This window comes from Shewanella dokdonensis (assembly GCF_018394335.1).
GTDB lineage: Bacteria > Pseudomonadota > Gammaproteobacteria > Enterobacterales > Shewanellaceae > Shewanella > Shewanella dokdonensis.
Map to the genome: position 1 here is coordinate 3,598,198 of NZ_CP074572.1, position 23,029 is coordinate 3,621,226.

General features: G+C 49.3%; 22 protein-coding genes and 3 pseudogenes. 15 read left to right on the forward strand and 10 right to left on the reverse strand.

The window, feature by feature from the left end; translation table 11 throughout:
* Nucleotide 1: 1 nt before the first annotated feature.
* Complete coding sequence (gene cspD, locus KHX94_RS17280; RefSeq protein ID WP_133039094.1) at nt 2-208, reverse strand: cold shock domain-containing protein CspD; 207 nt, start codon at nt 206-208, stop codon at nt 2-4.
* Nucleotides 209-559: 351 nt separating this feature from the next.
* Here cspD and clpS point away from each other — a divergent pair.
* Nucleotides 560-867: pseudogene (gene clpS, locus KHX94_RS17285) on the forward strand (ATP-dependent Clp protease adapter ClpS).
* A gap of 30 nt (nt 868-897) precedes the next feature.
* Nucleotides 898-3,156, forward strand: coding sequence for an ATP-dependent Clp protease ATP-binding subunit ClpA (gene clpA / locus KHX94_RS17290; RefSeq protein ID WP_213681549.1), 2,259 nt, complete (start codon nt 898-900; stop codon nt 3,154-3,156).
* Nucleotides 3,157-3,296: 140 nt separating this feature from the next.
* Here clpA and infA read toward each other — a convergent pair whose 3' ends face one another.
* From infA to aat, 3 genes are read right to left on the reverse strand one after another with little or no spacing between them, the layout of a single operon-like run.
* On the reverse strand, nt 3,297-3,515 hold the full coding sequence (gene infA / locus KHX94_RS17295; protein WP_037439960.1) for a translation initiation factor IF-1: 219 nt from the start codon (nt 3,513-3,515) through the stop codon (nt 3,297-3,299).
* A 55-nt stretch (nt 3,516-3,570) separates the two neighbouring features.
* On the reverse strand, nt 3,571-4,305 hold the full coding sequence (locus KHX94_RS17300; RefSeq protein ID WP_244859219.1) for an arginyltransferase: 735 nt from the start codon (nt 4,303-4,305) through the stop codon (nt 3,571-3,573).
* A complete protein-coding gene (gene aat / locus KHX94_RS17305) occupies nt 4,295-5,005 on the reverse strand; it encodes a leucyl/phenylalanyl-tRNA--protein transferase (protein WP_213681551.1) in 711 nt (236 codons plus the stop codon). Before aat ends, KHX94_RS17300 begins: the two co-directional genes overlap by 11 nt.
* A 54-nt stretch (nt 5,006-5,059) precedes the next feature.
* On the opposite strand from aat, the gene KHX94_RS17310 reads away from it, so the two are divergent.
* Nucleotides 5,060-5,527: an outer membrane lipoprotein gene (locus KHX94_RS17310; protein WP_213681552.1), complete on the forward strand. Its 468-nt coding sequence runs from the start codon at nt 5,060-5,062 to the stop codon at nt 5,525-5,527.
* A gap of 46 nt (nt 5,528-5,573) precedes the next feature.
* Here KHX94_RS17310 and KHX94_RS17315 read toward each other — a convergent pair whose 3' ends face one another.
* A complete protein-coding gene (locus tag KHX94_RS17315; RefSeq protein ID WP_342345779.1) occupies nt 5,574-6,029 on the reverse strand; it encodes a hypothetical protein in 456 nt (151 codons plus the stop codon).
* Nucleotides 6,030-6,112: 83 nt separating this feature from the next.
* Here KHX94_RS17315 and KHX94_RS17320 point away from each other — a divergent pair, with 83 nt between their 5' ends.
* The gene (locus KHX94_RS17320) at nt 6,113-6,865 is read left to right on the forward strand and encodes a Nif3-like dinuclear metal center hexameric protein (protein WP_213681553.1); all 753 of its coding nucleotides are present in this window, start codon (nt 6,113-6,115) and stop codon (nt 6,863-6,865) included.
* A gap of 94 nt (nt 6,866-6,959) precedes the next feature.
* Here KHX94_RS17320 and metG read toward each other — a convergent pair whose 3' ends face one another.
* On the reverse strand, nt 6,960-8,984 hold the full coding sequence (gene metG, locus KHX94_RS17325; RefSeq protein ID WP_213681554.1) for a methionine--tRNA ligase: 2,025 nt from the start codon (nt 8,982-8,984) through the stop codon (nt 6,960-6,962).
* Nucleotides 8,985-9,145: 161 nt separating this feature from the next.
* Between metG and apbC the strand changes: the two genes are divergently transcribed.
* The 10 genes and pseudogenes from apbC (at nt 9,146) to KHX94_RS17380 (ending at nt 16,093) form a co-directional block, all read left to right on the forward strand.
* Nucleotides 9,146-10,261 (forward strand): iron-sulfur cluster carrier protein ApbC, encoded by a 1,116-nt coding sequence (gene apbC / locus KHX94_RS17330; protein WP_213681555.1) that lies wholly within the window; start codon nt 9,146-9,148, stop codon nt 10,259-10,261.
* Between the two features lie 6 nt (nt 10,262-10,267).
* Nucleotides 10,268-10,906, forward strand: a complete 639-nt coding sequence (udk, locus tag KHX94_RS17335) for a uridine kinase (protein ID WP_213681556.1) — start codon at nt 10,268-10,270, stop codon at nt 10,904-10,906.
* A gap of 24 nt (nt 10,907-10,930) precedes the next feature.
* Nucleotides 10,931-11,512, forward strand: coding sequence for a dCTP deaminase (dcd, locus tag KHX94_RS17340; protein ID WP_213681557.1), 582 nt, complete (start codon nt 10,931-10,933; stop codon nt 11,510-11,512).
* Between the two features lie 9 nt (nt 11,513-11,521).
* Nucleotides 11,522-12,355, forward strand: a complete 834-nt coding sequence (pabC, locus tag KHX94_RS17345; RefSeq protein WP_213681558.1) for an aminodeoxychorismate lyase — start codon at nt 11,522-11,524, stop codon at nt 12,353-12,355.
* Nucleotides 12,352-13,362, forward strand: a complete 1,011-nt coding sequence (gene mltG, locus KHX94_RS17350; RefSeq protein WP_213681559.1) for an endolytic transglycosylase MltG — start codon at nt 12,352-12,354, stop codon at nt 13,360-13,362. Before pabC ends, mltG begins: the two co-directional genes overlap by 4 nt.
* Nucleotides 13,362-14,001: pseudogene (gene tmk / locus KHX94_RS17355) on the forward strand (dTMP kinase). The gene mltG and the pseudogene tmk overlap by 1 nt, the downstream one beginning before the upstream one ends.
* An 83-nt stretch (nt 14,002-14,084) precedes the next feature.
* Nucleotides 14,085-14,635, forward strand: a pseudogene (locus KHX94_RS20740) (DNA polymerase III subunit).
* Nucleotides 14,566-14,919, forward strand: a complete 354-nt coding sequence (locus KHX94_RS17370; protein ID WP_213681562.1) for a hypothetical protein — start codon at nt 14,566-14,568, stop codon at nt 14,917-14,919. Before KHX94_RS20740 ends, KHX94_RS17370 begins: the two are co-directional and overlap by 70 nt.
* Nucleotides 14,920-14,928: 9 nt before the next feature.
* Nucleotides 14,929-15,255, forward strand: a complete 327-nt coding sequence (locus KHX94_RS17375) for a PilZ domain-containing protein (RefSeq protein WP_213681563.1) — start codon at nt 14,929-14,931, stop codon at nt 15,253-15,255.
* 46 nt (nt 15,256-15,301) lie between these two features.
* Nucleotides 15,302-16,093, forward strand: coding sequence for a TatD family hydrolase (locus tag KHX94_RS17380; RefSeq protein ID WP_213681564.1), 792 nt, complete (start codon nt 15,302-15,304; stop codon nt 16,091-16,093).
* Nucleotides 16,094-16,303: 210 nt separating this feature from the next.
* On the opposite strand, the gene rsmF is transcribed toward KHX94_RS17380, so the two are convergent.
* The gene (gene rsmF / locus KHX94_RS17385) at nt 16,304-17,716 is read right to left on the reverse strand and encodes a 16S rRNA (cytosine(1407)-C(5))-methyltransferase RsmF (protein ID WP_213681565.1); all 1,413 of its coding nucleotides are present in this window, start codon (nt 17,714-17,716) and stop codon (nt 16,304-16,306) included.
* 71 nt (nt 17,717-17,787) lie between these two features.
* Between rsmF and KHX94_RS17390 the strand changes: the two genes are divergently transcribed.
* Entirely contained in the window at nt 17,788-19,014 is a 1,227-nt protein-coding gene (locus tag KHX94_RS17390) for a nucleoside recognition domain-containing protein (protein WP_213681566.1), read from the forward strand.
* Between the two features lie 43 nt (nt 19,015-19,057).
* On the opposite strand, the gene KHX94_RS17395 is transcribed toward KHX94_RS17390, so the two are convergent.
* Genes KHX94_RS17395 through KHX94_RS17405 form a run of 3 tightly spaced genes read right to left on the reverse strand, consistent with a single transcriptional unit; the run spans nt 19,058 to nt 22,962 of the window.
* The gene (locus tag KHX94_RS17395) at nt 19,058-21,676 is read right to left on the reverse strand and encodes an MlaD family protein (protein WP_213681567.1); all 2,619 of its coding nucleotides are present in this window, start codon (nt 21,674-21,676) and stop codon (nt 19,058-19,060) included.
* A complete protein-coding gene (locus KHX94_RS17400) occupies nt 21,663-22,292 on the reverse strand; it encodes a paraquat-inducible protein A (protein ID WP_213681568.1) in 630 nt (209 codons plus the stop codon). The genes KHX94_RS17395 and KHX94_RS17400 overlap by 14 nt, the downstream gene beginning before the upstream one ends.
* The gene (locus KHX94_RS17405) at nt 22,279-22,962 is read right to left on the reverse strand and encodes a paraquat-inducible protein A (protein ID WP_213681569.1); all 684 of its coding nucleotides are present in this window, start codon (nt 22,960-22,962) and stop codon (nt 22,279-22,281) included. Before KHX94_RS17405 ends, KHX94_RS17400 begins: the two co-directional genes overlap by 14 nt.
* Nucleotides 22,963-23,029: the final 67 nt, after the last annotated feature.

Here is a 23,029-nt window from a genome sequence, read left to right on the forward strand (position 1 = left end):
TTTATTTAGCGGGAGAAATGGACGAGGCATGCATGCCTTTGGGCCCTTTCTCAACCTCAAATTCAACTGGCTGGCCGGCTTTCAGGGTTCGATAGCCATCCATATCAATGGTTGAATAGTGTGCGAATACGTCTTCACCACCTTCATCGGGGCAGATAAACCCGAATCCCTTGGCGTTGTTGAACCACTTAACAGTTCCGCTTGCCATACATCTACTTCCTTCTTATGTCTGCATCCAACTAAACTGTCGACACTGATTATGGCCGACTGTTCACCACTCGTTGTACAGGATGTAAGCAGTTACATGGGAAGTCAAGTGTTAAGTTAACAAAAAATCAACACCAATTGTGGTTAAACTTTATACCAGACATTACCTCATAAGCTATTGTATTGATCTCAGGGATTGAATGCGGCGGTGCGAGGCCATATTTGTCTAATTATGGGCTTAGACAATTTTGTCAAAAGCGCGTTATAGTGAGAGCCGGATCAACTTTATTCCCAAGCACGCCACTGACCCAAGAAATTGGTATGGGTTATGGACAGAGGCTAATATTGAAGCATGAGCAAGAGCGGTCAGATTGAACAGTTGGAAAGTGGCATTGAGCAGGAGTTGCAGCCACCACCAATGTATAAAGTCATTTTGAATAACGACGACTACACACCAATGGACTTTGTTGTGGACGTTATTCAGTTATTTTTGGTAAAAATGAACAGGAGGCCACCGACCTGATGTTGATGGTTCATCATCAAGGAAAAGCAGTATGTGGACTATATCCGTTCGGGATTGCTGAGACCAAAGTGGTTCAGGTAAATCAGTTTGCCAGGCAAAACCAACATCCGTTACTGTGTTCGTTAGAGAAAGCGTGAATAAGCTTATCACTGTGGTTAGGGGTGCGTATGCTGAACAAAGATTTAGAAGTGACCTTGAACCTGGCGTTTCAGCAGGCCAGGGATGCCCGGCATGAATATATGACTGTTGAGCATCTGTTGTTGGCACTGATCGATAACCCCGCAGCACGGGATGCGTTATTGGCCTGTGGTGCCAATATCGACAAGTTAAGAGAAGATGTCGCAGCGTTTATTGCTCAGACTACGCCAGTGATCACCGATCCTAGCGATGACCGGGAAACCCAACCAACGCTTGGGTTCCAGCGAGTGTTGCAGCGGGCGGTATTTCATGTGCAGTCATCAGGGCATAATGAAGTCACCGGTGCCAATGTGCTGGTGGCGATTTTTAGTGAGCAGGAATCTCAGGCGGTTTATCTGCTGCGCCGTTGCGATGTGACTCGCTTGGATGTGGTGAACTATCTTTCTCATGGTTTTGCGAAAAACGAAGAGAGCGATAACCGCCCAGCTCAGGAAAATATTGAAGATCAGAGCGAAAATGCAGAAGAGCGCAGTATGCTGTCGCAGTTCGCCAGCAATTTGAACGAGTTGGCGCTACAAGGTAAAATTGACCCGCTGATTGGCCGTGATAATGAAATTGAACGGTCGATTCAGATCCTTTGTCGCCGCCGTAAAAATAATCCATTGTTGGTCGGTGAGGCGGGTGTCGGTAAAACTGCCATTGCCGAAGGGTTAGCCTATCGGATAGTGAATCATGCCGTTCCCGAAATCATCAAGGATGCTACCGTCTATTCACTAGATATGGGCGCATTACTGGCGGGAACCAAGTATCGTGGCGACTTTGAAAAGCGCTTCAAGAGCCTACTCAAGGAACTGACTTCCGATCACAACGCAATCCTCTTTATTGATGAAATCCATACCATCATTGGCGCAGGTGCGGCTTCTGGTGGCGTGATGGATGCGTCTAATCTGCTGAAACCGCTGTTGTCATCTGGCAGCTTGCGCTGTATGGGGTCAACCACTTTCCAGGAATACCAGAGTATTTTCGAGAAAGATCGCGCATTGGCTCGGCGTTTCCAGAAAGTGGATATTGTTGAGCCGAGCGTGGCTGAAACCACCAAAATTCTTGAAGGGCTGAAATCTCGTTACGAGCAACATCACAATGTACGTTACACCCACGCGGCATTGGCCAGCGCTGCCAGATTGTCTGACCGCCACATCAATGATCGCCATCTGCCCGATAAGGCGATTGACGTCATCGATGAAGCGGGCGCGCGCATGGCGATGATGCCGCAGAGCCGCCGTAAAAAGACGATTGGTGAACCGGAAATCGAAGCCGTAATTGCCAAAATGGCACGTATTCCAGAAAAATCAGTATCTTCTACCGAGAAAGATATGCTGAAAAATCTTGAACGTAACCTAAAAATGGTGGTGTTTGGTCAGGATAAAGCGATTGAAAGCTTAAGTGCATCGATTCGTCTGGCTCGTAGTGGTCTTGGCAACGATAACCGCCCAGTGGGCAGTTTCCTGTTCGCCGGGCCGACAGGTGTGGGTAAGACGGAAGTCACTAACCAGCTAGCCCAATGCCTAGGATTACAACTGGTGCGCTTTGACATGTCGGAATACATGGAAAGCCACACAGTGTCGCGCTTGATTGGTGCGCCTCCTGGATATGTGGGTTTTGATCAAGGTGGTTTGTTAACCGATGCCGTGATTAAAAATCCGCATTGTGTAGTGCTGCTGGATGAAATCGAAAAAGCCCATCCGGACATCTATAACTTGTTGTTGCAGGTGATGGATCACGGCACCTTGACTGATAATAATGGCCGTAAGGCTGATTTCCGCCATGTGACATTGGTGATGACTACCAATGCCGGGGTTCAGGAAACTGTGCGTAAATCTATCGGCTTTAAACAGCAGGATCATAGTTCGGATGCGATGTCTGAAATCAACCGTATCTTCTCACCAGAGTTCCGTAACCGTTTGGATGCCATCATCTGGTTCAACAGTCTGGATATGACCATTATCGCTAAGGTGGTGGATAAGTTCCTGGTGGAACTGCAGGCACAGTTGGATCAGAAAGGTGTTAGCTTGGAAGTCAGTGACGAAGCCAGAATCCTGTTGGCCGAGAAGGGTTATGACAAGTCCATGGGCGCTAGACCGATGGCTCGGGTTGTCAAGGATCTGCTTAAACGGCCATTGGCGGATGAGATCCTGTTTGGCAAACTGGAAGCGGGCGGTATTGCCCGTGTCGATGTCAAAGACGGTGAACTGGATATCCAGATAGATGCTCTGGAAAAAGTCTCATAACATCAACCACAACGCAAATGGCTGCTTATTGCAGCCATTTTTTATGCAGAAAATCCGGTACATCAGGCAATCGCAGGATAATACCCGCCGAAAACACCTATAGCCATGCTACAGTGCCAGGTTGTCGATGAAGAAGATGATTAGCGTGCGCGGAATACGATGCGGCCTTTGCTCAGATCGTATGGGGTCAATTGAACTGTAACTTTGTCACCAGTCAGAATTCGGATGTAGTTTTTACGCATTTTGCCGGAGATATGGGCGGTCACTACATGACCATTTTCTAATTCCACCCGGAACATCGTATTTGGCAAGGTTTCCAAAATGGTTCCTTGCATCTCAATACTGTCTTCTTTCGCCATTAATAAATTGTCCTGTTAGCCTGGTAGGTAAAAAACCGCCGTATCATGCCGCAAATTACCGAGAGTGTAAAGGGTCGGTGTCCGGACAATCGTTTTTTTGCCAGCCAAGGTCGGTCAAAATTTCATAAGGGCGATAAAGTCGCTTATAGCCCATTTTAGGATGGTTATCTATCTGATATCCCATATAAAGATACTGTTTGCCCCACTGTTGTCCCAAACGACATTGCTGGAGGATCATCAAGGCTCCAAGGGAACGTTTTGCCATCTCCGGGGCAAAGTAACTGTAAACAGCCGATAAGCTGTTTGGCAGGATATCGGTTACAGCAACGCCAACTAACTGTTTATCAAGATAGAGTTCAATGAAATGGGGTGTTATCCATTGGCATTGCAGAAAATGTTGGTACTGTTCCAGAGTCGGCGGATACATGCTGCCATCATGATGGCGGGCACGAATGTAACGATCATACAGTGCATAATGTGCATCATTGTAACTGTCGGTAACCTGGACTTCGATATCCCGGTTATGTGCCAGCGTACGTTTCTGACGTTTGGATGGGATAAAGTCCGTCAATGGCACCCGCAACGACTGGCAGGCGTTACAAGCGGGACAACGCGGCCGGTACACTGCTTCGCCGCTGCGCCGAAATCCCATCGCCAGCAGTCTCTCGTACAGGGGTAACTGTAATAACTCCTGTTTGATCACCAGTAATTGTTCCTGACGCTCGGCAAAGTAACTACAGCTGAATGTTGGGGTAATTCCTACCGCAACGGTTTGTGGATCAGAGTTCAAGATGCACCTCACTTGCACTCCAACTTCCTGGCAGCGCGTCACCATCACGATAACGATGAAGTAACGCTAAAAACTGTTTGCGCTCCATCGCTTTAGCCCCAAGCGACAACAAATAGGGATTCATCACTTGGGCATCAATCAGTTTGTAGCCTTTAGCTAAGGCATGCTGGTGTAAGGCGATAAAAGCCGCTTTTGAGGCATTGGTTTCTCGGTGGAACATTGATTCACCACAAAATACTTGACCCACATCTAGCCCATATAAGCCACCGATTAGCCGCTCATCTTGCCAGACTTCAAAAGAATGGGCTCGGCCTAGACGATGTAACTCCTGATAAGCTAAACGAATTTCGCTGGTAATCCAGGTTCCATCCTGCCCTGCGCGAGGCATGGCACAACCGGCTACCACATCAGCAAACGCGTGGTTGATAGTGATCCGCCATGGTTGTTTTTTGAGGTATTTACGTAGACTTCTGGCAATATTCACACTGCCGGGCGTGAATATTGCGCGCGGATCGGGTGACCACCAAAGAATAGGGTCATGCTGGTTAAACCAAGGGAAAATACCTTCGTAATAAGCGTTCAATAATCGTTGTGGATGCAAGTCACCACCGATGGCCAGCAAACCATTGGGATCCTTCAGCGCCAGTTCAGGAGAAGGAAAGGGATCCAGTGTATTATTAATGAAGGACAGCGAGTTCACGATTGCGTATTATTGATTAACGGGCTTACCTATTAAATTAGCGGAAATCCGGCTATGTGGAAAACATTATTCAGTGTATTTGTGTTATCTGTGGTGCTGATAGCCTCAGCACAAGCAGGTTATGATCGTAATCAGGCCGTACCTGTTGAAAAAGTTTTGTATGGCCAGGTGGAATCGGTACGGGATATCACCCAGCAACAGCTAGTGGAAGATAAAAACAGCGGCTGGCGTACCTTTGGCGGCGCATTGTTGGGTGGCGTCATTGGCAATCAGTTCGGCAGTGGTCATGGTCGCGATGTTGCCACGGTATTAGGTGCGATTGTGGGTGCCGGGGTGGGTAACAATAGTGGTCGTGGCAGTTATTATCGCCAAACTCAGTTGATTGAGTTGATGATCCGTCAGGAAGACAATACGCAGGTGATGATCATCCAAGACAAAGATCCGGGAATGCCATTTAACCCTGGTGATGAAGTCAGGGTGGTTTATCTAACTGGTAGTGTGCGAGTTGATAAAGCCATGTGAAACGAAAAGGCGCCGGAAGACGCCTTTTACCGAATAATCGCTTGGGTTAGAAACCACGCGGTAACTGGTTACTCGGGTTGGCTGCAAGCTTCTCGCGCCAAATTTCTTTAGGCGTCTTACCACCATGATTGGCTGTGGCTTTAGCCTTTTTGACCGATTTAGCCACTGTTTTAGTCGGCGCGACTGTAGTGGTCAGGTTTTCTGCTGTTGTTGCGGCATTTGGCTCTAGCAGCTGTTCTAGTTCGCTAAAGCGTAAAGACTTTCCGCCATCAATTTTGTACCAACTGCCACTTTGTTCGATAATGATTTTCTTGCCTTCTTTGGCGCTGAGCTGAGCTTCCAGCTGGCTGATTACCTCTTCTTTAGTCAGTGTTGTCATCGCTTTAATCCGTATTATTTCTGTGGTGACTTTGTCTTGTAGGGTTAATTTTATCGGGCAAATTCTGCAATTGTCCAATTTTGCGGCGGAAATTGTTGGAATGATTGTGTTTTTTGTCGGCATAGCCCTATTTGCAGTAAACGCAAGCGCCGCAATTCCAGCGCTTGTGTTACCATCAACGGCAGTTCATAGCATTGGATAACAGTATGCAGCGAGCAGAATTACAAGCGTATTTGCAGGCATTTTTGCAGGTTGATAAGTTCCGGGATTACGCCCCCAATGGCCTACAGGTGGAAGGAAAGGCGCAGATAAAGCGAATTGTGACTGGGGTGACGGCTTGCCAGCCGTTAATTGATGCTGCCATAGCTTATCAAGCGGATGTGTTGTTAGTGCATCATGGTTTTTTCTGGAAAAACGAGCCTCAGGTGTTGGTGGGCATGAAACAGCGGCGTATCAAAGCCTTATTAGCACACGATATGAATCTGTTCGCCTATCATTTGCCGCTAGATGCACACCCAGACGTGGGCAATAATGCCAGATTAGCACATCAGTTGGCGCTACAGGATGCTCGGCCGGTAACCGATTCACCACAAGAGTTGCTGTGGCGAGGACAGTTGCCACAGCGCATGTCTGCCGAAGGTTTTGCTGAATGGATAACTAAGCAACTTGGGCGTGAGCCATTGCATCTACCTGCCGTAGGTGACGTTATCCAGACGGTAGCTTGGTGCACTGGTGGTGCTCAGGATTATATCGATCAGGCCAGTGCACTCGGTGTTGATGCGTTTATCAGTGGTGAGGCTTCGGAACGGACGTTTCATAGTGCAGCAGAGCAGGGCGTCCATTACTATGCCGCGGGGCATCACGCCACTGAACGCTATGGCATTCAGGCACTCGGAGAACACTTGGCGCAGCAGTTTGGTTTGGAACACAAATTTGTTGATATTGATAATCCAGTTTAGAACTGTATGTTTGAATGATATAAGTTGAATAATAAAAATGAAGTAATGAAAAAGGCCGCAGATGCGGCCTTTTCAGTAGATAACGCGAAGTGATTTACTTCACTCGCATTCCCGGTTGTGCGCCTGCATGTGGTTCCAAGATCCATAAATCTTTACCGCCAGGGCCCGCAGCCAGCACCATGCCTTCAGACATGCCAAACCGCATTTTACGCGGAGCCAGATTGGCAACCATCACCGTGAGCTTACCTACCAGATCTTCTGGATTATAGGCGGATTTTATACCGGCAAATACCTGACGGGTTTCTCCACCAATATCCAGTTGTAACTTCAGCAATTTGTCTGCTTCCGGCACGAGTTCAGCGTGTTTGATCAAGGCAATCCGCAAATCAATTTTGGCAAAATCATCATAAGTGATTTCAGCACTGATTGGCTCTACTGGTGCTGCGGCGGGTGGTGTGGCCGCCGTTGTCTGTAGATTTTCTTTAGAGGCTTCAACCATGGCTTGCACTTTATCCATTTCTACGCGTTGCATCATAGGTTTAAATGGATTGATAACATGCCCGGCAAGATCCTGACTTAAGCCGTCCCAAGTGAGCTCCAACGCTAGAAACGCTTCCACATCGGTCGCCAGTCGTGGCAGCACAGGTTTCAAGAAAGTGCTGAGAATACGGAACAGATTGATAGCGTTTGAACATACTTCGTGAGCGCGGCTCAAAGTCTCGTCCGCTTTCACCAACTGCCAAGGCGCCTCTTCGGCTACGTAAGCATTGGCTAAATCTGCCAGCGCCATAATTTCGCGGATGGCTTTGCTGTACTCTCGATTTTCATACAGCTCAGCAATCACCTCGGCTTTCGCCAGAAAGGTATTTTGCAGTGACTTATCGCTAACGGCGGCCAGCTTGCCATCAAAGCGTTTAGTGATAAATCCTGCGGTGCGGCTGGCAAGGTTCACCAGCTTGCCGACCAAATCTGAGTTCACCCGGCTGACGAAATCTTCCAGGTTGAGGTCGAGATCGTCAATGCCATTGGAGAGCTTCGCGGCGTAGTAATAACGCAGGTATTCTGGATCTAAATGTTCCAGATAAGTACGTGCTTTGATGAATGTCCCTTTGGACTTGGACATCTTCGCGCCATTCACTGTCACATAACCGTGGGTGAATACGCTGTTTGGCTGCCGATAACCACTGCCATAAAGCATTGCCGGCCAGAACAAACTGTGGAAGTAAACGATGTCTTTGCCGATGAAATGATACACTTCCGCGGTGGAGTCTTTGCCCCAGAACTCATTAAAATCCAACTCTGGACGCTTGTCGCAGAGGTTTTTAAACGAGCCCATATAGCCGATAGGCGCATCCAGCCACACGTAGAAATATTTACCGGGTGCGTCGGGAATTTCAAAGCCGAAATAAGGCGCATCGCGGCTGATATCCCACTGTTGCAGCCCTTGTTCAAACCACTCATTCAGCTTGTTGGCGATTTCGGTTTGCAGCGAGCCAGAACGTGTCCAGCTTTTCAGCATGGTCTCAAAGGCGGGCAAGTCGAAGAAGAAATGCTCAGATTCCTTCAGAATTGGGGTCGCACCAGACACGGCAGAACGTGGATTAATTAGCTCGGTTGGGCTGTAAGTGGCACCACAGTTATCACAGTTATCGCCATATTGGCCTTCCGCTTTACACTTCGGACAGGTGCCTTTGACAAAACGGTCAGGCAGGAACATCTGCTTTTCTGGGTCATAAAGTTGGCTAATCGTGCGCTGTTTGATGTAACCGTTGGCGCGCAGCTTTAGGTAAATTTCATTAGCAATTTCATGATTTTCCGGGCTGTGAGTGCTGTGGTAGTTATCATAACTGATATTAAACCCGGCAAAGTCCGCTTGATGCTCCTGACTTACTTCCGCAATCATCTGTTCCGGTGTCATCCCCATCTGCTGGGCCTTGAGCATGATGGGCGTACCATGCGCATCATCGGCGCAAATGTAGTAGCACTCATGACCACGAAGTTTCTGAAAGCGTGACCAAATATCGGTTTGGATATGCTCCAGCATATGTCCCAAATGAATGGAACCGTTGGCGTAAGGTAAAGCACTGGTAACGAGGATCTTGCGTTTCGAATCTGACATCTTGTTTCTGATCTGTTTAAGGCCCTAAAAATAATGGCCTAGATACTAACCGATCCCTCGGCTATTTTCATCATGGTGTGAACTGGATGAAGTAAATCTATTCCAAATCAGCGGATAATATCTGGTACACTTGGTCAACTTTATCTGAAGGGGATTATATTTTGTCTTCTGCATCTCAGGACTATCGTCTCAATGACGAACTTCTTGGTCCAGTACTTGCCACACTTAATGCTTATCAGGATCCATACCTTAAACAAGGTCTGGTAGACGCAGGCTGTGTTACCAAACTGGCCATGAATGGTACACAACTGCAACTCGGATTGGTTTATCCATATCCTTGTGAAACCCAATACCGTGACACCGTCATGACGCTGACTCAGGCGTTAGCCAAGATTGATGGCATTGACGAGGTTGAAGCTGAGATGGACTTTAAAGTGAAGTCTTACTCTGCTACTGGCAATATCCCGCCAATTCCGAATGTGAAACAAGTGATTGCGGTGGCCTCTGGTAAGGGCGGTGTGGGTAAGTCTACCACTTCGGTGAATCTAGCGCTGGCGCTGGCAGCAGAAGGTGCCAATGTCGGTATTCTGGACGCCGATATCTACGGCCCTTCCGTTCCTATGATGTTAGGTGTTACCGATTTCCGACCGCTGTCACCTGATGGCAAGTATATGACCTGCGCCAATGCTCACGGCATCAGTGCCCAGAGTATCGGATTCTTGCTAACCGATGATCAGGCCGCGGTATGGCGTGGCCCAATGGCAGCGGGTGCGCTGTTGCAATTGGTGAATGAGTCTTTGTGGCAAGATCTGGATTATCTGGTTATCGATTTGCCACCAGGCACAGGTGATATCCAACTGACATTGTCACAGAAAGTGCCCGTGAGCGGCGCCGTGATTGTGACTACCCCGCAAGATATTGCCTTGGCGGATGCGCAAAAGGGCATATCCATGTTTGAAAAGGTCAATATTCCAGTGCTTGGCGTGGTAGAAAACATGAGTTTTTACCTGTGCCCAGAGTGCGGTCATAAGGAGTATCCGTTTGGTAGCGACGGCGGTGCTCGCATCGCGCAGCGCTATAATGTGCCGTTGTTGGGCGCACTGCCTCTGAACGGCAATATTCGGGAAAATATGGACCAGGGGATACCGACAGTTGTGGCTGATGCCGACGGCGAAGTGGCTGCTATCTATCGCGATATTGCGCGCAAAGTAGCCGCATCATTGGCGTTGCAGCAGCAACAAAGTACGGTTTCTATTGCGATTTCTGAGGAAGAATAAAGCAGAATGAGCGCGGCCCATAGTGTGATAATTGGCATTGCCGGAGCTTCCGCTTCCGGCAAAAGCCTGATTGCCAGAACCATCTACGAGGAGTTGTGCCGGGATCTCGGCACCAACGAAATCGGGGTGATCAGTGAAGATAGTTATTACCGTGACCAGAGCCATCTGCCGATGGAACAGCGGGTACTGACTAACTATGACCACCCCAAGGCGTTAGATCATCAGTTGCTGGCACGCCATCTGGAAAATCTCAAAGATGGCAAGCCGGTTGAAATTCCCTGTTACAGTTATGTGGAACACACCCGCACTGGCGAGTCATTGTTGATGACGCCCAAAAAGGTCATTATCCTTGAAGGCATTCTGCTACTCACCGACCCTAAATTGCGGGAACTGATGGATGCCAGTGTCTTTATGGATACGCCTTTGGATATCTGCCTTATCCGCCGCTTGCGGCGGGATGTGGAAGAGCGTGGACGTACCATGGAGTCGGTACTGACGCAGTACCAAAATACGGTGCGCCCCATGTACCTACAGTTTATTGAACCATCTAAGCAATATGCCGATATCATAGTGCCACGCGGCGGGAAAAACCGTATTGCAACAGATATTCTGAAGACCCGTATTCAGCATTTACTTTCGAGATAGTACGACCCAGGAGAACAGGGCCCAATGAGATTAACCGACATCGAAATTGAACAATGCCTTGATGATGGCAGTATCGTGATTGAACCACGGCCATCCAGCGATGCCATTAGTGGTGTCAGTGTGGATGTTCGTTTGGGGCATCAGTTTCGGGTGTTTAAAGATCACACTGCGCCCTATATCGATCTGTCTGGCCCGAAAGCCGAAGTACAGGCGGCCATGGACAATGTCATGAGTGACCAGATTGATATTGCAGATGGTCAGGCGTTTTTCCTGCATCCTGGGGAGTTGGCATTGGCCGTCACCTATGAAAGTGTGCAATTGCCAGCAGATGTTGTGGGGTGGCTTGATGGCCGCTCATCGCTAGCGCGGCTTGGGCTGATGGTGCATGTTACCGCGCACCGCATTGATCCAGGCTGGAAAGGTAAAATAGTGTTGGAGTTTTTCAACAGCGGTAAATTGCCGTTGGCGTTGCGGCCCATGATGACCATTGGCGCATTGAATTTCGACAAGCTTAACCACCCGGTGGCTAAACCTTACAACTCACGTAAAAATGCCAAGTATAAAGATCAGCAAGATGCGGTTGCCAGTCGCATCAGCCAGGATTGATTAGCGCTGATGGCAACAGTGTGGGTGAATGGCCAAGTATCTGAACAAATCAGTGTCTCTGACCGCGCGTTCACCTATGGCGATGGGTTGTTTGCCACCATGGCGGTTGATGCCGCCGCGCAAATCCCATTTCTGTCCTACCACCTGCAACGGCTGCAAGATGGTGCGGCGCGGCTAGGATTTCATTGGCAAGCATCTGCAGCGTTAATGTCGTTGCTGGCACAAGCTGCATCACGCTTCCCGGCTCACTGTTTGAAACTGCAACTGAGCCGTGGAACTGGCGGCCGCGGTTATACACCGCCTGTTGAGCCCCAAGTTACCGAGGTGCTGAGTGTTAGTACGCTGCCAGCACACTATAGCAAATGGCGACAGCAGGGGATCACACTGCAAACCTCCGTGGTGACACTGGCAAAACAACCCTTACTTGCCGGTATCAAGCATTTGAATCGCCTCGAACAGGTGCTGATAAAACGTTATCCTTTGCCCGCAGGAATTGATGATTGGCTGGTGCTCGACACGGATGGTAAGTTGGTTGAAACCTCAATGGCGAACCTGTTTTTAATCACAAAAACTGCCCAGGGCGGTTGGCTGGCGTTGACCCCCGCAATCAATTACGCTGGGGTGTCTGGTGTTATGCGTCAGCAAGTGATAATGGCGCTGCTGGCAATGGGGATTGATGTGCAGCTGCAAGCTGTCAGTCGTGATTGCTTGAGTCGCGTTTCACACCTGTTTATTAGCAACAGTTTATTGGGCATTGTAGATGTCACCGCTGTTGACCATTATCGTTATCAACCTTGGCCGCTAAGCTCACAGTTGAGGCAAAATCTCGCCATTCAGTTATGAAAAAATGGATCCTGATTACCACTGCAACTTTTCTGACCTTGCTGACACTGCTGCTGGCTGTTGGCCTATGGGGCTACCAGCAGTTGCAACAATTTCGCCAGACACCGCTGGCACTGACAACACCACAGGAACTGCAACTGCAGCATGGTACTTCTTTTCATCGCTTGGGGCAGGAATTGCAACAGCATGGCTGGTTGCCCTATGACTGGCGCTGGAAGTTACTCGGGAAGTTGCAACCGCAATTAACGGCGATCCGCTCAGGATTATACGAAGTGTCACCGCAAGATACGCCGGAATCTTTGTTGCAAAAACTGGTGGCGGGTGACGAGAAACGGTTTAGCTTGACTTTAGTTGAGGGGAAAACCATCAATGAGTGGCAGCAATACCTACAGCAATTACCGCACCTGCAACAATCATCGCAACCATTTTTAGCGGTATTGCAGCAGCAAGGTGATGATTCCGCTAAAGCTGAAGGTAAATTTTTCCCTGATACTTATCAGTACCGCGCCGGTACGGAACTGACTACGCTGCTGACCCAGAGTTACCTGAAGATGCAGCAAGAGTTGCAAGCCGCCTGGGACAGCCGTGAACAAGGGTTACCGTTGGAATCGCCCTATGAACTGCTCATCCTCGCTTCCATCATTGAAAAGGAAACGGGAAGGGCCGATGAGCGGCGGTTGATCGCCGCAGTTTTCATCAATCGCTTGCGTAAAGGCATGCGCTTACAGACTGACCCAACGGTGATCTATGGCATGGGTGAGGCATTTAATGGCAATATCACCCGCAAGGATTTGCAGCAGGAAACCCCATTTAACACCTACCGTATTCAGGGGTTGCCGCCAACGCCCATCGCTGCACCTGGTCGTGAATCATTAATGGCTGCGGCCCATCCAGAGTCGGTGAGTTACCTTTATTTTGTATCGCGCAACGATGGCTCTCATGTGTTTTCAACCACTTTGGCGGAGCATAATCGGGCAGTTGACCGTTATCAGAGAAGAAGAAAATAATGCAAGCGACGCTGAAAAATCCTGGCAAATTTATTGTCATCGAAGGGCTTGAAGGAGCTGGCAAGTCAAGTGCGGTGGCCTTGGTTCGTGATTTTATTAGCCAATTGACTGGTCAACAACCTGTGTGTACCCGTGAGCCGGGGGCACCCCACTGGCGGAAAAATCCGGACATTGGTAAAGACCACGGATGCCAGTGATCCTTTATGTGATGAAGCCGAATGTCTGTTGATGTATGCCGCCAGGGCACAATTAGTCGCCAATGTCATTAAGCCAGCATTGGCTCGCGGGGCATGGGTTTTGGGCGATCGTCACAATCTTTCTTCATTGGCTTATCAAGGGGGCGGGCGCGGCTTAATGCCATTGGTACAGACCATCAGCGCAGCTACTCTTGGCGATTTTAAACCACAATTGACGCTTTATCTGGACATTCCTCCGGCGCTTGGAATGGCGCGCGCTGCTAGTCGTGGCGAACTGGATCGTATCGAGCAACAAGAGCTGGATTTCTTTGAACGTGCACGAGCTACTTATCTTTCATTGGCGGCGGCCGATAACACTATTGTGGTGATTGACGCCAGCCAACCGCTGTCACAGGTGCATCAGGATATTGTGGCTGTGCTTGAGCAACGTTTGGGGAGTTAGTGATGTCTGCCAATTTGCCATGGTTGCACGATGCCAAACAGCAGTTCGCGGCACAGCGGCGGCAGGGAACCCTTGCGCACGCCATGTTGTTGCCGTTACCAGAAGCTGACGGCGGTGTGTTGCTTGGGCAGTTTATGGCCGCGCTGGCTTTGTGTAGCTCGCTGGTCGCCGATGTACCTTGCGGCCATTGTAAAAGTTGCCAGTTAGTGAATGCGGGTAGCCATCCTGATTTTCATCTACTGCAAGCCGATGGGAATCAGATCAAGGTTGAGCAGGTGCGTAGTCTGTGCCAGTCGTTAACCAATACGGCTCAGCAAGGGGCTTTCGGGTAGCATTAATATTGCAATGTGAACGGATGAATATGGCAGCGGCTAATGCCTTATTAAAGACATTGGAAGAACCGGGACAAGCGACATTGCTGTTATTACAAAGCGATAGACCGGCGGCGTTATTACCCACTATTGTCAGTCGCTGCCAACAGCTGAAAATAGCGCGACCATCACCAGCACAACTCAACCAGTGGTTGCGGCAGCAATACCCGCAATTGGATGAAGATTTAGGCTGGTGTTTACCCATCGCTGGGGCGCGCTGCAACTGGCGCAGTATGTGGCTGATGGCTATGCTGCCGAGCTGAAAAAGTTGAAGTCTGCTTGGCAAAAGAGCCTTGCAAGCGGTCATCTTCATCAGAAACTCAGTAATCTGAGCGCTGAGCAACTGTTTGATGTGCTGAAATTGTTGTATCAGGTGTTAGAAGATGAAATGCAATCGGGGCAGCTTGAGCCACTACAACAGTTGCAAATGGCACAATTGGCGGCGCGGGTGATGAAGGATAATCAGCAACTGATGTTAATGGCGAATGTCAATTTTCTGGCGCTATGCCAAAGTTATGTCTTAGAATATAAGAGACTGAAAAATTAAAAGTATCCTATGGTTGATCTGATTGTAAATTTTGACACCCTGCATCAATTGTATCGTGCATACATGCCGTTTATTCAGCCAGCAGGGTTGTTTGTCACGACAACTGAAGGCCATTTCCTGGGGCAGGAGATGCGCATTGGCTATCGTTTGCCGGGAGCAACTGGCATTAACGAATTTCAGGGTGTCGTGGTCTGGATTAATCCACTTGGCGCTTCCGGTGGGCGTCCGGCGGGCGTTGGGGTAAAAATTCTCTCAGAAGCCCAAGAGCATAAACAACGCATCGAAAATCTGCTGTCGCGTGAATTGGCGTCGGGCGATTTGACCTGCACCATGTAGCGGGATATTCTTGCTTCCCTTTTTGTAACTCCTTATGGGACTGATCGTGTTAGTTGATTCCCATTGCCATCTTGATCGCTTGAAGGCCGCGCCAGATCAAGATTCTCTTGAACAAATCCTAACTGATGCCAAAACCCGTGGTGTGGACTGGTTTCTTTGTGTCAACGTTCGGCAGCAGGACTTTACCCGTATGCGTGAGCGGATGGCGGCGTATTCGCAGGTATTTCTATCGGCAGGTGTACATCCGCTGGATGTAGAAGCGGGGCTGTCCATCGAGCAATTACGGCAACATGCGCTTGACCCGCGGGTTGTTGCCATTGGTGAAACCGGTTTGGACTACTTCTATGCGCCCGAAAGTAAAGCGGCGCAGTTGCAGTGTTTTGAGCAGCAGGTCGCGGTCGCGACTGACATAGGCAAACCTCTGATTATCCATACCCGAGATGCCCGTGAGGACACGTTGGCTGTTTTGCGTAATGGATATGCTGAAAAATGTGGTGGGGTACTGCACTGTTTTACTGAGTCTTTAGAAATGGCCGAAGCAGCGATGGAATTGGGGTTTTATATCTCAGTTTCCGGTATTGTGACATTCCGTAATGCCGATGAGCTGCGTAGCGTTATCAAACAAATTCCCCAAGAACGGTTACTCGTTGAGACTGATTCGCCTTATTTAGCACCAATTCCGCATCGTGGTAAGGAAAATCAACCGGCGTTTGTCCGGGATGTTGCGCAATTTGTGGCAGATCTGCGAGAAGAACCGCTGAGCGAACTGGCGACCTATACCACGGATAATTTCTTCAGGTTGTTCCGCGATGCTGCGCGGCTGGCTGGGCGTGATTAAAAGATAAAAAAAGGCCCAAAACTATTCCGATTGTTTTGGGCCCAGGGAATGGCTCTTGACGAGCCGTGCGCTTTAAGTTGAGATATAACAGAATTGCGATCTCTGGTTGAATTTTAGCCTATCATGTTAAAGCCACCGTGGAATGACGGGGCTTTATTAGTTTATTTTGAAATAACTAATTCCATAATAGAATAAAAAAGGCGCTGATGTTTATTCCGAACTGCTGATGTTGTCTCTTACCAATACTCTTGGTAGTTGATTTTTAAGCTTATTACCTAGGTGTTTTGCCAGACCTAGTACTTGTTGCTGCCATAACAATACGCGTTCGCCTTGGGCTTTTGTGGACGTTTCCAAGGGAATGTCTCGCCCCATCATATATTGCGCTGCTTGTGCTGCGGTCACTGAAATCGCGAGTGACGGTGCAATATCAAGTGCCATTACCGCTTGGTGCTGTAGTTTAATCCCATGCTTTTCCATCGTGGCAATTTTGACACCGATGCGCTGAAAGCGTATTCGCGTGAGCAGCTCGGCAACTCCCTCGGGGAATAGCCAGAACTCGTTATCTCTGAACCATAGCCGTTCTTTGGGTAGGGTTACCCCTAAAATGTTTTCCAGTTCGCGACTGAGTAGTTGATAGTGTTTCTGGGTTGTTGGTTCGAATGGGAAATTCTGGCGCTGTTGGGGCGGCGCAACGTGGCGTGGAACTGAGGCAGTTTTACGCATTCTTGCAACAAAAAATCCCTCACTATCATAAACTTGTGGCCAAACATGTAGAAACCCTTCCGGGGTGGCAGTCTGCTTGGCAGCCTCGAACAAAGTGGCCAGAGATTCAAACTCAACCGCATCAGCAAACGTCTGTTTGAGGTGATGGCAGACTCCCTGATTTTCAGTGTTATTGAGTGTACAGGTGGAGTAAACCAAGACACCTCCTGGTTTTAGTGCCAGAAATGCCGATTCGATGAGATCTCGTTGGGTGGCGGCAATGCTCTGAATTTCATCAGCATTCCAGTTCTTTAGCGCTAATGGATCTTTACGAATCGTGCCTTCGCCACTGCAAGGTGCATCTAACAAAATGGCGTCAAAGGTTTCATAAAGAAACTCACCAAATACTCTGGCGTCAAAATGCGTCATTGCCGTGTTGCACACGCCCATGCGCAGAATGTTGGCATGCAGGGCTTTGATGCGGCTGGAGGAATATTCGTTGCTGACGAGTAGCCCGCGGTTATGCATCATAGCGGCAATCTGGGTTGTTTTTGACCCAGGGGCAGACGCCATATCCAATACGGTCGCCATGTCTGTGTCATACAGCAGCGCCATGGGCGGTAACATGGAGCTGGCTTCCTGCAGGTAAAATAACCCTTGCAAGTGTTCTACCGTGTTACCTGGTTGTACGGTTTCTGGCACAGAAAACCAGAAACCATCGGCGCACCAGGGGATCGCGGTAAACTGCCAACCTTTGGCCTGCATCCGCGCGATAAGACTGGCGCTGTCGATTTTAAGGGTATTGACCCGTAAAGATGGTCGCAGCGGTTTATCACAAGACGCAAGAAAATCGTCCAGAGACAGCTGCGGCGGTAATTCTTGCGCAATACGGTTGATAAAATTCTGATTTAATTGAACCATAACACTTAAAGCGAGTTTCTTTTCGGCGCGACATTATAGCATGTGGTGCCCGCTAAAACTGGAGTGGATTTGTGCTGAATCGGGTCTGGAGCCTGTTTTTTGTGGTGGCGCTATTAGCGATTGTATTGCAGTGCCTTACGGGCAATACCGCTGTGGTCAGCGAAGCCGTGACCGCTATGTTTGATAGCGCTAATCTGGCGGCGCAAATCGCATTAGGTCTGGTCGGCGTACTGACCTTGTGGATGGGACTGATGCGGGTTGGTGAGAAAGCCGGGGTCGTGGCGGCAATCGCTTGGGCCGTAGAACCGCTGCTGCGGAAGTTGATGCCGGAAATACCCAAGCATCACCCGGCCTTTGGCAGTGTGACCATGAATCTGACCGCCAACATGTTAGGGCTGGATAACGCTGCCACCCCGTTGGGACTGAAAGCAATGCAGGATCTGCAAAGCCTGAATCCCAATAAGCAGCGCGCCAGTAATGCCCAGATCCTGTTCCTAGTGCTGAATACCTCGTCGGTGACACTGGTGCCAGTCACTGTGTTTCTATATCGGGCTCAGCAAGGCGCCGCAGCCCCCGCGGAAGTTTTCTTGCCTATTCTGTTGGCAACCTTAGGTTCTACACTCGCGGGTTTACTGGTGGTTGCACTGATCCAGCGTTTACCCTTATGGAATCTCACGGTAGCGGCTTATGGTGTGGTTATCTTGGGAACCGTTGCAGCTATTGTTGGCTGGTTATTACAGCAAACTGCCGAGACGATAGGCACAGTATCTACCACCGTAGGCAACGGCGTGTTGCTGGCACTGGTACTGTTGTTTGTCTTGGTTGCCAGTATTCGCAAAGTTGCCGTATATGATGAATTTATCGAGGGCGCAAAATCGGGTTTTGAACAGGCGATACGCCTGATCCCTTATTTGCTGGCAATGCTATTGGCCATTGCGTTGTTGCGAGCATCTGGCGCCCTAGATTACCTGCTGCATGGCATTGCCGCCGTGGTGCAGTTATTGGGTTTTGATAGTCGTTTTGTTGATGCCTTACCTACGGCACTGATGAAGCCGTTCAGCGGTTCTGGGGCGCGAGCCATGATGTTAGAAACCATGTCGCATTATGGTGTGGATTCCTTTGCGGGGCGTTTGGCGGCGATATTTCAGGGGAGCACTGAAACAACATTCTATGTGTTAGCCGTTTACTTTGGGGCGGTGGGGATCCGTCACGGTCGTTATGCGTTAGCGTGTGGGTTATTCGCTGATCTGGTTGGTATTCTCAGCGCCATTGCCGTTTGTTACTGGTTTTATGGTTAAGAACAACAGAGGCCTTCAAGAGGCCTCTGTTCTACATGACGGATTATTCGTTGAGATTGGGCTGCCATTTCAGCCAATCAGTCTCTGCTTTCGCGTATATTGCTAACGTTTGCTTGCTATTGAGTGGTGCCGCTTGTTGATTATCCAATTCGGTTACTACCCCAATGCCACCAGCCAAAATGGTTTCCAGCGAGCCAGTTTCTATCTGGGCGCCTGAAAATAGCCCTAAATCCACTTTAATGCCGGAAAGATCATAGAAACGGCTGCTTTGATTCACTAGATGACGGTAGCGCGCAGCAATGCTGGCATTAAGCAATACACCAGCGCCATTCTCCTTGAGACGGTAATCGGTAATTTGGCCAATCTGAATACCGCGGAAGAAAATACCTGTTCCTTCTTTGACTGACCCGAGCGTAGCCCGATTCAATTGCAGATGGAGTGCATCTACGGCCATGTAGTCATCCGCCAGTTTAGGAATAGTAAACTGCACCCTGTTGCTACTGGCGTTGCCGGGCGTGGCCGCAATAAACGCTCCAGTCAGTAGCGCCTCTGGATGTTCTACGCCTTTTAACGATATCTGCGCTTGTTGTAGTCGATATTGGCTATCTTGCTTGAGGAAAGGCGCAGCGTATTTGCCATACAGATAAGCCCTGGCGCTCAGATGTTGTAAGTCTGCATCAAGTATCACTTGTGTGACTTCACCAATCTGGGTGCCTTGATAGCGGATGGCGGCATGTGCTTGTAGCGGCGCATCTGCTGGCAGTACTAGACTGATGGCCTGTGCCTGACTACGCGCCAGCGATTCAGATGTATACAAGCGTTGACTATCCGCTTTGTCGCCATCGATTTTCGCCAAAGCAATGCTGCCTTTTAGGGCCCCATTAAGCGGTGCCATTTGCAGTTTTACTCCGGTCAGGCTGGCATCTACCGATAATGCTGGGTTTTGCCAGAACACAATATTATTTTTCAGTAGCGGAGCAAAAGTACTGTCCACGGCTAAGGTGACCGCAAAACGATCAGAGGTTGCTTGCCAGTCCACCGCCGTAACTGCGCCTATTTGCATCTTTTTATAATACACCGGAGAACCGGTGACGACTGATGCCGCTTCATCACTGTATAGCGTCCATTTAAGCTTGTGACCTTGCTGATAAAAAGCATCCGCTGTGGCGGCAGAGGCAAACAGCGCCAGCGGTTTATGGGTGTCGAGCGCCTTCTTGCTATGGCTGTGACGTAAACTTATTACGCCCTTGGTCAGCGTGGTGAGGTCACCACTTTTTACTTCAACGCCTTCCAGTGATGCTTTTATATCCAGCGGCGCTTCAGCAATGAAATCACTACCTTCGGTAAGTAAGGCTTTAAATTCAGGCAAGATCTCGGCTTGGTATAACACTGCGGCAAAATCATCAGCCAATCTTACTTGAGTCACCTGACCAATTTTGACCTGGCGATAACGGATCTCCGCGCCACTATTGACCCCCGGATTTTCCGCGGCAGTTAAGGTCAATAGCACCGGGGTTTCACTGTCCAGCTTAGGCGCAATATCAGCCAATGGATACTGTGCTAACGGACTGCCAGAGCCAGGCAGAAATTCAATAACATCACCACTCACCAGCCTGCCAGCATGTTTAAACCCACTTAACGAAATGTCTGCGCCTTCTCGCCAGAATTTGGCATCCCGACCCAGTAGCTCAGAATAGGGCGCATCCAGTCGGGTGTGAATGGCAACGATTTGTGGCTCTGCGACCACACTTTCCACTTCGCCAATGGTGACGCCGCGATAAATCACATCAGTTCCGCGCTTGATACCATCAGCGTCTTTGGCCGTTAACACAAACCGGACACCGCCGTTGGCCTCCTGTTGACTGGCGTAAAGTTTGTAGCCTTGATTAACTTCTGCCGCTGGCGAATCGGTAGGCGAACTAAAGTTGATCCCGCCAGCAATCAGTGATGCCAGACTGGCAGTGTTCACCTTGATACCTGAGAGCGATGCATCAATCTGCACTCCGGATACGTTCCAAAAGTGGGAGTCTTTGCGCACTAACGCGGTGTATTGTTTTTCAATGTAGGCTTTCAGCAACACTTTGTGTTGAGGATCAAGACGATAGCTGACCACTTCCCCTACAGGGATCTGCCGGTAGAACACGGGGGAACCCACATCCAGCGAGCCTAATTTTTCAGCGCTTAGCTCGATAACCAAGCCATCACTTCCAGGCAATACTGGCGGCGCTTCTTGCTCGGCTTCAAAGTGGTCTCGAAAATCCCCATCACCGGGTAATAGCCCTATATAGTTCCCCGAAAATAATGCGTCCAGACCTTCAACCCCAGTGATACTGGCTTTGGGAGTTACCAACCAAAATTTGCTGTTAGCATGCAGCAAGGGTTCTGCTCGGTAGTCCATCAGCAGATCGACGTTCACGCCTTTGAGTTCATCATCAATGGACACATCCACAACCTTGCCGACATTTAGCCCTTGATAGCGAACTAAGGTCTTGCCTACATCAATGCCGGTGGCACTGGGGAAATGAATGCGGACATCAATGCCTGATTCGCGGATGCTTTTAACGCCGAGCCAGGCTCCCAACGCCAGAGCCACTAATGGCAATAGCCAGATGGGGGAGAATAATTTTTTACGCACCACTTTGGGTTGTTCAATTTGTGCCATTTTGCTTTTCCAGCTGATCCCATAACAAACGAGTGTCCAGCACTTTGGCTGACACCTGGGTAAACAAAATCACCAGTGCGAAAGCGGTTGCTGCGGGTGCGGGTTTGGCATCCAGCAACTGACCCATATTCACCAGTGCTACCGTAAGTGAAATAACAAACAAATCGAGCATCGACCAGCGGCCAATCCATTCGATTAAGTGAAACCCCAGCATCAGTTTTTTCTTGGAAAATTTAAGATTAAAACTGATGGCTGAAAGATAGATCCCTAAGCCAATGATTTTTAACCACGGCACGAGAATACTTGCCGTAAAGACAATAATCGCAATGGGCAACATATCCGAATGCACCAAGCGTAGAATGCCAGAGAAAATTGTGTCATGGGTAACTCGGCCACTCTTGGTCAAGGTGGTGATGGGGTAGAGATTGGCCGGCACCAGCAAAATTGCAGCGGTGATCAATAGTGCCCAACTGCGCTGCAAACTGGTGTAATCCCGCAATTGCAGCTTGGCACCACAGCGCAGACAACAGCTCTCAGTGGCGTTATTGAGCTGACCGCAATCATTGCAGCGGCACAAACCTAAATCTTTACCCTGCACACTGTTACTCGCTTTCATTCAAGTAACTCCACATATGCTCTAGCTTGTATTCCCTTAGCATAAACAGCACTACCAGAAACAACATGGTAAAGCAGAATGTGCCCATTCCGAAATAGACATCGGCAAAATCAGAGAGTTGGAAGGAAGTCACCAGAAAACTGATGACATAAATCTCCAACATAGACATCTGTGATAGTAATTGATGGTAGCGCAGGAGCAGCACAAACAGCTTTCGCCCCGTTTTACTGTGATATAGGCGGGTCTTGATGATAATCATCTGAGCCAGGATTGAACTGAGTAACATCCCAGGCCCAATTACCGCCCCCACCAACACTGCCAAGCCCACGACCCAATAGCCTTGATCTGCCACTGCCAGCGCACCTTGCCAGACGGTGGTGGTGCGCACGCTGCCAATAAAATGCATCTCCAGCACCGGCAGTAACATGGCGGGCACATAGAGGATGAGCGCCGCAATACACATGGCTAGCACCCCATCAATCGCGCAATAAGGGGTGTCATATAGCGGTGTCTGACAGCGGGGACAAAGCGCCTTTACGCCAGACGGCAATGCCCGGCGACTGATCGCCAGATCGCAGGCACGACATAAGACAACCGAACAATCTGGATTCAGCTGTTTATGGTGTGAGTCTAATCGGGAAGATGGATTTTCCCGGGTATCTGTGCGCATAAGATAAGAAGTAACCGGTTGTCTGCACAAAGTTTACAGACGCGATGTTAGCAGATACTGCGAAGTT

Coding starts and splice junctions, on each gene's coding strand:
- cspD (WP_133039094.1), bottom strand. CDS start 208: ATGGCAAGCGGAACTGTTAAGTGGTTCAACAACGCCAAGGGATTCGGG.
- clpA (WP_213681549.1), top strand. CDS start 898: ATGCTGAACAAAGATTTAGAAGTGACCTTGAACCTGGCGTTTCAGCAG.
- infA (WP_037439960.1), bottom strand. CDS start 3,515: ATGGCGAAAGAAGACAGTATTGAGATGCAAGGAACCATTTTGGAAACC.
- KHX94_RS17310 (WP_213681552.1), top strand. CDS start 5,060: ATGTGGAAAACATTATTCAGTGTATTTGTGTTATCTGTGGTGCTGATA.
- KHX94_RS17315 (WP_342345779.1), bottom strand. CDS start 6,029: ATGCCGACAAAAAACACAATCATTCCAACAATTTCCGCCGCAAAATTG.
- KHX94_RS17320 (WP_213681553.1), top strand. CDS start 6,113: ATGCAGCGAGCAGAATTACAAGCGTATTTGCAGGCATTTTTGCAGGTT.
- metG (WP_213681554.1), bottom strand. CDS start 8,984: ATGTCAGATTCGAAACGCAAGATCCTCGTTACCAGTGCTTTACCTTAC.
- udk (WP_213681556.1), top strand. CDS start 10,268: ATGAGCGCGGCCCATAGTGTGATAATTGGCATTGCCGGAGCTTCCGCT.
- dcd (WP_213681557.1), top strand. CDS start 10,931: ATGAGATTAACCGACATCGAAATTGAACAATGCCTTGATGATGGCAGT.
- pabC (WP_213681558.1), top strand. CDS start 11,522: ATGGCAACAGTGTGGGTGAATGGCCAAGTATCTGAACAAATCAGTGTC.
- mltG (WP_213681559.1), top strand. CDS start 12,352: ATGAAAAAATGGATCCTGATTACCACTGCAACTTTTCTGACCTTGCTG.
- KHX94_RS17375 (WP_213681563.1), top strand. CDS start 14,929: ATGGTTGATCTGATTGTAAATTTTGACACCCTGCATCAATTGTATCGT.
- rsmF (WP_213681565.1), bottom strand. CDS start 17,716: ATGGTTCAATTAAATCAGAATTTTATCAACCGTATTGCGCAAGAATTA.
- KHX94_RS17395 (WP_213681567.1), bottom strand. CDS start 21,676: ATGGCACAAATTGAACAACCCAAAGTGGTGCGTAAAAAATTATTCTCC.
- KHX94_RS17400 (WP_213681568.1), bottom strand. CDS start 22,292: ATGAAAGCGAGTAACAGTGTGCAGGGTAAAGATTTAGGTTTGTGCCGC.
- KHX94_RS17405 (WP_213681569.1), bottom strand. CDS start 22,962: ATGCGCACAGATACCCGGGAAAATCCATCTTCCCGATTAGACTCACAC.